Genomic DNA, 7,043 nt, shown 5'->3' with positions numbered 1-7,043 from the left:
CTTCATGATCGTGCGCTCTCCAAGAGGGACACAATTCACGTCGACCGTTTGAGCGCTAACCCTGCGCGTACGATCCGACCTCGCCCCGCAAGCGAGGCGAGGTTTGCTTAAGCTCAGGTGCCCTCGAACTTGAACGACACGTTGAGTTTAGCGCGATAGGCCTCTACTTTTCCTTTGGCGTCCAGCTGAATATCGAGCTTGACGACCTCTGCGACACGAAGGTCACGAAGAGATTTTGCAGCCTGCTCGACCGCGTTGGCGGCGGCCTTTTCCCAGGAATCGTTGCTGGTGCCGATCAGTTCTATGACCTTGTAGACGCTCTCAGGCATGTCGTCCTCCCGTTCGGTATGAAGCAGGAAGCAGGTGCTCCCTGCCACAGTCGAGCCTAGCACGATATCGGCGCTGAAAGGACGGTGCCAAGACCAGGTAACCAGCGGGTCCAATGATCCAATGCCCCTCCCAACCCGGTCGGACTCGGCTCATTGCGCCCGCGCCGCAACAACGTCGCGGTAGCCCGTTAGCCCGTATTCCTGACCGCTTCAGCTAGCATGGCGTAAAGCTGGTGCTTGCTGAATTCCTTGGGCTGCTTGTTTGTTGTCTTCCGCGACACCTTCTTGGCTGCCGGCTGGGCACAGGCAACCAACAACGCCGGCTCTCGCTTCCGGACCGACCTTATCTTGGGTTTTGCTGTTGGCGGCTTGTGGCCACGCGTCAGGCCCAAGCGAGTTAGCCTGCCGCAGACAGCGTTACGGCTACACCCGAGACGGCGCGCGATCTGCGCGGCACTCTGTCCTTGGACCCAGAGTTTCTTGAGCAGCGCTACGTCTTTCGCATCCCAACTCATGGGAGACATTGTACGCCAACTGCCATCCACTTTTCTAGTCTTCGTCCGGCTCGCGTACGACCGCCGGTTCGTCGTCGTCCCCCTCCTCTTCTTCCTCGTCTTCTCCCTCCTCGTTCTCTTCATCGTCATCAGGATCCCGGGGCGGCATCTTGCTGCCCTTGATCACAAAGCGACTCCAATCCATCAAGCCGGTGGAAAATTCTTCGGGGATGTTTTGCTTCATGGTGTTGCTCCTCGGGTCTGGAGCTTGAGGGCGCCGGTGTGCCGGGCATCTTGCGGTCGTGAGTTCGACGGTCTTGTCGATGCAGGCCCGTCGCTTCGGCTGCATCCAGCCGCTACAGCTTGTAGCCGATCTTTCGCAGCAGGTCTTTCCGCCACGCAATGTCCTCGTCGGTTTCGACACCCAGCGGTGAGGCGCCATCCACCACCCCGAGCACGCCGCAGCCCTGCTCCGTTTGCGCGACGATCACTTGTGTGGGGTTGGCCGTCGCACAGTAGATGCGGCAGACCTCCGGCACTGCGCGCACCGCAGCCAGCACGTTGACTGGAAAGAATCCGTCGCCCAGGAAGATCAGGAATGTATGGCCGGCGCCGATGGCCATTGCATTGTCGCGTGCAAKCGCGATCGCGGCTTCGTCGTTCCCCGACCAGCGCACCAGCCGCTTGCCGGAGGCCTCGCAGAAGGCCAGCCCGAAGCGGATGCCCGGAACTGCGCCCACCAGCGCCTCGTGGAGGTCTTCCACGGTCTTGATGAAATGCGACTGGCCGAAGATGAAGTTGGTTGCGTCCGGCTTGACGATCGGCACCACGGTGAGTTCCATGGCTGCGCTCCTTCAAGGTCCCAACGCCGTTCATGGTAGGCCCCCAGAAGGCAATTGCAAGCGGCCAGAGACAGCCGATTTCGCGCCGGAAGCCACTGGCAGCGAAGCAAGGGACGGCGAAGCTGGGGCAGTGAACGATGCCTTGTCGATCGCTTCGACGGGCTTACGGAATATCCAGCCTGTCGCGACTACGTCGCCCGCGCCACGGCCCGCCCGGCCTTCGCCAAGGCCCGCGCCTACCAGATGGCGCGCATTTCGCTGCGGCGGATAAGGCGCGCGCTGGAGCGTGACGAACCTCACATAATTGATCCGGTGTTCGGCCTAGGCTCACCTCCATTGGAACGAAGCAATTTGCATCAAACTATTCCCGCGGAAGGTGGCACATGGCCCGCATCGAATTTCTGAAAGAGCAGCTTGCCCGCGCAGAGAGGCTGGCAAAGGCCATCCTCGACCAGCACACCGTGGAGCGGCTTCAGGCGTTTGCAGCCGAATGCCGCGAGGAGTTGCAGACCCTGACGCGCAGGGCTGCGGCGTGATGCGAGTGAGCGCCCACCAAGGGGCGCGTCACACCAGCTTCATCGGCGCATCGGCAACCACGCGCAGGTCGATCCTGCCGATCAGCTGAGATCGAAGCGCCTCCGCATCGCCGATTGCGCTCTCCGTCTGCCGCAACGTGCTGACATTCGAGCCAAGTGACACGATCCCGCCCAGCACCAGAGCGATCGATCCGAGCGCGGCGGTCTGCCCTGTCCCGAACAGGCCGAGGATCGCGAACAGCAGCAGCGCGCCCCCGCCGCCGATGGCGATCTTGGACGCCAGAATGTACTTCCGGCAGCGCTCGGCGATCTCGGCGAGCCGCTCGATCCGATCTTCAATCTGTGAAATCTCGTCGGTCTGATCGTCTTCGGTCATCGGATTTTGATCGAGGATGCCAAATCAGAAGCGTAGCCAGTAGCCCGCATGAGCGAAGCGACATGCGGGACTCTTGCGTGGAAACCCGGATGTCGCTTCGCTCATCCGGGCTACTCATTCCTCACAACGGCAAATTGTCGTGCTTCTTCGCCGGCATTTCCACCTTCTTGTCCTTGAGCATCGCCAGCGCCCTTGCGATCCGCTTGCGGGTCGAGTGCGGCATGATCACGTCGTCGATGTAGCCGCGCTCCGCGGCGATGAAGGGCGACAGGAAGCGGTCTTCGTATTCCTTGGTGCGCGCGGCGATCTTGTCGGGGTCGCCGATGTCACTGCGGAAGATGATCTCGACCGCGCCCTTGGCGCCCATCACCGCGATCTGGGCGGTCGGCCAGGCGTAGTTCATGTCGGCGCCGATCTCCTTGGAGGCCATGACGTCGAAGGCGCCGCCATAGGCCTTGCGGGTGATGATGGTGACCAGCGGCACGGTGCACTGCGAATAGGCGAACAGCAGCTTGGCGCCGTGCTTGATCAGGCCGCCATATTCCTGCGCGGTGCCGGGCAGGAAGCCCGGCACGTCAACGAAGGTGACGATCGGGATGTTGAAGGCATCGCAGAAGCGGACAAAGCGCGCCGCTTTCCGTGAGGCGTCGCTGTCGAGCACGCCCGCCAGCACCATCGGCTGGTTGGCGACGAAGCCGACGGTTCGGCCCGCGATGCGGCCGAAGCCGGTGACGATGTTCTTCGCAAAAGACTCCGCGATCTCGAAGAAGTCGCCCTCGTCCACGACCTTCAGGATCAACTCCTTCATGTCGTAGGGCTTGTTCGGATTGTCGGGGATCAGCGTGTCCAGGGACATGTCGACGCGGCCGATGTCGTCGAAGCTCGGCCATTCCGGCACGCCGTCGGTGTTGTTGGATGGCAGGAAGTCGATCAGGCGCCGCATCTGCAGCAGCGTCTCGACATCGTTCTCGAAGGCGCCATCGGCGATCGAGGAGCGCGTCGCGTGCACGGAAGCGCCGCCGAGCTCTTCGGCGGTGACGACCTCGTTGGTGACGGTCTTCACCACGTCGGGGCCGGTGACGAACATGTAGCTGGTGTTCTTCACCATGAAGATGAAGTCGGTCATCGCGGGCGAATAGACGTCGCCGCCGGCGCAGGGGCCCATGATGACGGAGATCTGCGGGATCACGCCGGAGGCGAGCACGTTGCGGCGGAACACATAGGAATAGCCGGCGAGCGCGGCGACGCCTTCCTGGATGCGGGCGCCGCCCGCGTCATAGAGGCCGATGATGGGCGCCCTCGCCTTCATCGCCATATCCTGGAGTTTTGTAATTTTCAGCGCGTGTGTTTCCGAGAGCGACCCGCCGAACACCGTGAAATCCTTGGCAAAGACAAAAGTCTTGCGGCCGTTGACGGTGCCCCAGCCAGTGACGACGCCGTCGCCCGGGATCTTGTTCTTCTCCATGCCGAATTCGGTGGAGCGGTGCTCGACGAACATGTCGAACTCCTCGAACGATCCCTTGTCGAGCAACAGCTCGATGCGCTCGCGCGCGGTCAGCTTGCCGCGGGCGTGCTGCGCCTCGATGCGCTTCTCCCCGCCGCCGAGCTTTGCGCCGGCACGACGATCTTCAAGGGCGTCCAGGATATGTTTCATTTGCTCCCGCCAGTTCTTAGCCTAAATGCGATTGCCGGGGGTTCTAACACGGCATTTTGCGGGCCGGGAAGCCGCTTTCGGGCTCGCAGGGCTGCCTTGCCGCAGCGGGAAAGCGCAAGGAATTACAAAGTTTTGCCTGGGAGGCGACGATGGACCAAGAACAAGAAACGGCCGAGACCGGCTCTGTGACAGGCGGCGTCAACATCGTGCTGCGGCTGGAGGGCCTGACCCTGTTCGCTGGGATGGTGATGCTTTACTGGGCCTGGGATGGGTCCTGGCTGGTCTTCGCCCTGCTCTTCTTCGTACCCGACCTGAGCTTCCTGGCCTACCTTTCGGACGCCAGGTTCGGCGCGCTGGTCTACAACGCCGCCCACAGCTACATGGCGCCGGTGGCCCTGCTGACGCTGGGCTTCGGCCTCGCCTCGCCGCTCACCTTGTCCATCGCCTTGATCTGGCTGGCCCATATCGGCATCGACCGGGCGCTGGGCTATGGCCTGAAATACTCGGCCGGGTTCGGCTTTACCCATCTCGGGCGGATTGGCCGGCAGAAGGACGCCTGACGTTAAGTTTGGCGGCCGCTTCGGCTGACTGCGTAGCCCGGATGGAGCGGAGCGTAATCCGGGGTCGTCCCCCACGCTGCTCCGTCCCGGATTTCGCTCCGCTCCATCCGGGCTACGAGATCGTATTTGCCGCACCAGCCGGTTGACCCGGCGCGCCGATTCAGGCTTGCTTCGGGCTTACGATCAGGCGCCGAATGTTGCGTGAGCCCAGTCGGTACGGCGGCGGTCCTCACGTCTGACTGCAAGCATCACCTCATGTCCGCGACGGTCGTCCCCCTGCCGCCGAACTCGTCGTCCGAAACCGTCGACTTCCTGCGGCGCAYGGCCAGCATGGTGTCGGGACGGAACGGCGAGATGCTGCTGCGTGCCGCAAGCCTGATCGAGTCGCTGACGCAGCGGGCGATGTCAGCCGAGCGGCTCTATCATCAGCAGCATGAAGAGAACACACGCCATGTCGAGCTGCGCGACGCCGCCGAGCTTGCCTCCGATGCCATGGTCGCCCAGATCGAGGCGCTGCGGGCGCAGCTTACCGAGGTGACGGCGGCTGCGGCGGCCGAGCGCGCGGCGTTCGATGCCGAGCGCGGCAAGCTGCTCGGCCTGATGCAGGATGCGGAAAGCCACATCGGCAAACTCAGCACCGAGCTGGAGACGCTGCGCGCCTCCGTCGACAGCTTCAACGAGACCTTGGTCTCGGTGCCGATCGAGGTACTGCGGCTGGCGCGGACGCAGTTCGACTATCTCTCCAGCGGCTTTGCCAGACGCGGCGACGTGATCTCGCAAGCCATGAGCGAGATCGGCGGCTTTGCCATCGACCAGGCGCTGACGACGAAGAAGACGGCCGACAAGGCCTGAGGCCGCCGCGCGCCAAATTGACAGCGCGCGGGCCTGTTGTTCTACTGCAAAAAAATATCAGGGAGAATCCGATGCCGAGGGCATTCCGCGCCGCTGCCGCGCTCATCGCGCTTTGTGTCTCAACTACGCTCGCCAGCGCGCAATCCCTTCCCAAGGAAGTCGCTACCCGCGCCGAGATCTACCCGATCCCCTCGCTCACCCTCTCCGACCAGCAATTCCTCAGCGGCGATGCGGCCGCCGGCAAGCCGGTGACGGTCGCGGGCGAATTCCGCGTCGCGCAGGGCAGTGGAAAACTCCCCGTCGTGGTGCTGATGCACGGCTCCAGCGGCGTCGGCGCCACCACGGAAGCCTGGGTGCACGCCTTCAACGCCATGGGCATCTCGACCTTCGTGATCGACGGCTTTACCGGCCGCGGACTGACGGTGGTCGGACCGAACCAGGCCCTGCTCGGCCGGCTCAATCTGATCGTCGACGTCTACCGCTCGCTCGAGATTCTGGCGAAGCATCCCCGCGTCGATCCTGACCGCATCGTGCTGATGGGCTTTTCGCGCGGCGGACAGGCAACGCTGTATGCGAGCCTCGACCGCTTCAACAAGCTCTGGAACAAGTCCGGCATCCAGTTCGCCGCCTACATCCCGTTCTATCCGGATTGCTCGACGAGCTATGTCGGCGATACCGAGGTCACGGCGCGCCCGATCCGCATCTTCCACGGCACGCCTGACGACTACAACCCCGTGAAGAGCTGCAAGGCCTTCGTCGAGCGGCTCAAGACCGCCGGGCGCGACGTGGTGCTGACCGAATACCCCGATAGCGCGCACGGCTTCGACAGCGGCCTGCTCGGCGTCGCCACCGTGACTGTCTCCGCCAACGCGCAGACCGTGCGCAATTGCCAGATCAAGGAAGGCAACGGCGGCGTGCTGATGAACGCCAGCACGCAGGCGCCCTTCACCTACAAGGACGCCTGCGTCGAGCTCAATCCCCATGTCGGCGGCAATCCCGCAACCGCCGCGGAGTCGCGCAAGGCCGTCGAGGAATTCTTGCAGGCGCTGTTCAAGCTGGGCTAGGCCGGCGCCCCAGACTTCGTCATTGCGAGCGCAGCGAAGCAATCCAGAATCTTTCCGCGGAGGGGCTCTGGATTGCTTCGCTGCGCTCGCAATGACGTGGAGAGAGACCTGCCCGCAATGACGAGAGGAGCGCGGGACGCGCGTCTCGAACCATGATGGCCCCGATCTCGCCCGCAACTATCCTTCGAGACGCCCGCTACGCGGGCTCCTCAGGATGAGGACGGAGGCTGGTGAGGCAGCAGATCAGCGCAGTTGCGCTCAGACCGCGCCGATCTCGGCAAGGCAGGCTTGCGTCAGGGGCATGCGCTCGCCGACGAGGCGCGGCTCGGTGCAGTC

The 7,043-nt window shown here is 63.4% G+C and carries 10 protein-coding genes and 1 pseudogene; 5 read left to right on the top strand and 6 right to left on the bottom strand.

What is annotated here, in order from left to right; all coding sequences use genetic code 11:
- Positions 1 to 113: 113 nt before the first annotated feature.
- The 4 genes from AC1D00_RS19750 to AC1D00_RS19735 all read right to left on the bottom strand — a co-directional run bounded on the left by AC1D00_RS19750 (position 114) and on the right by AC1D00_RS19735 (position 1,665).
- A complete protein-coding gene (locus AC1D00_RS19750) occupies positions 114 to 329 on the bottom strand; it encodes a dodecin family protein (protein WP_135178112.1) in 216 nt (71 codons plus the stop codon).
- Positions 330 to 517: 188 nt separating this feature from the next.
- Positions 518 to 844 carry a GcrA family cell cycle regulator gene (locus AC1D00_RS19745; RefSeq protein WP_038967071.1) on the bottom strand — a complete coding sequence of 109 codons (327 nt, stop codon included), beginning with the start codon at positions 842 to 844 and terminating at the stop codon, positions 518 to 520.
- A 34-nt stretch (positions 845 to 878) separates the two neighbouring features.
- Positions 879 to 1,067 (bottom strand): hypothetical protein, encoded by a 189-nt coding sequence (locus AC1D00_RS19740; protein ID WP_135178111.1) that lies wholly within the window; start codon positions 1,065 to 1,067, stop codon positions 879 to 881.
- 112 nt (positions 1,068 to 1,179) lie between these two features.
- Positions 1,180 to 1,665 (bottom strand): adenosine-specific kinase, encoded by a 486-nt coding sequence (locus AC1D00_RS19735; protein WP_477011814.1) that lies wholly within the window; start codon positions 1,663 to 1,665, stop codon positions 1,180 to 1,182.
- Positions 1,666 to 1,806: 141 nt separating this feature from the next.
- Between AC1D00_RS19735 and AC1D00_RS19730 the strand changes: the two are divergent.
- Positions 1,807 to 1,955, top strand: a pseudogene (locus AC1D00_RS19730) (glutathione S-transferase family protein); the annotation flags it as partial.
- Positions 1,956 to 2,048: 93 nt separating this feature from the next.
- The gene (locus AC1D00_RS19725; protein WP_167771414.1) at positions 2,049 to 2,201 is read left to right on the top strand and encodes a hypothetical protein; all 153 of its coding nucleotides are present in this window, start codon (positions 2,049 to 2,051) and stop codon (positions 2,199 to 2,201) included.
- A gap of 28 nt (positions 2,202 to 2,229) precedes the next feature.
- Here the strand turns inward: AC1D00_RS19725 and AC1D00_RS19720 are convergent, their stop codons facing one another.
- Together AC1D00_RS19720 and AC1D00_RS19715 are read right to left on the bottom strand one after the other, a co-directional pair.
- Entirely contained in the window at positions 2,230 to 2,577 is a 348-nt protein-coding gene (locus tag AC1D00_RS19720) for a hypothetical protein (protein ID WP_135178109.1), read from the bottom strand.
- A gap of 121 nt (positions 2,578 to 2,698) precedes the next feature.
- On the bottom strand, positions 2,699 to 4,231 hold the full coding sequence (locus tag AC1D00_RS19715) for an acyl-CoA carboxylase subunit beta (protein ID WP_135178108.1): 1,533 nt from the start codon (positions 4,229 to 4,231) through the stop codon (positions 2,699 to 2,701).
- A gap of 149 nt (positions 4,232 to 4,380) precedes the next feature.
- Here AC1D00_RS19715 and AC1D00_RS19710 point away from each other — a divergent pair, with 149 nt between their 5' ends.
- From AC1D00_RS19710 to AC1D00_RS19700, 3 genes are all read left to right on the top strand, one after another.
- Positions 4,381 to 4,791, top strand: coding sequence for a DUF4260 domain-containing protein (locus tag AC1D00_RS19710; RefSeq protein WP_135178107.1), 411 nt, complete (start codon positions 4,381 to 4,383; stop codon positions 4,789 to 4,791).
- A 255-nt stretch (positions 4,792 to 5,046) separates the two neighbouring features.
- On the top strand, positions 5,047 to 5,643 hold the full coding sequence (locus tag AC1D00_RS19705) for a hypothetical protein (RefSeq protein ID WP_477011813.1): 597 nt from the start codon (positions 5,047 to 5,049) through the stop codon (positions 5,641 to 5,643).
- 71 nt (positions 5,644 to 5,714) lie between these two features.
- Positions 5,715 to 6,707 carry a dienelactone hydrolase family protein gene (locus AC1D00_RS19700; protein WP_477011812.1) on the top strand — a complete coding sequence of 331 codons (993 nt, stop codon included), beginning with the start codon at positions 5,715 to 5,717 and terminating at the stop codon, positions 6,705 to 6,707.
- The last annotated feature ends 336 nt before the right edge of the window (positions 6,708 to 7,043 follow it).

The sequence above is a fragment of the Bradyrhizobium sp. P2_E8 genome (genome assembly GCF_056403875.1).
This window is presented reverse-complemented; position numbering and strand designations above follow the sequence as displayed.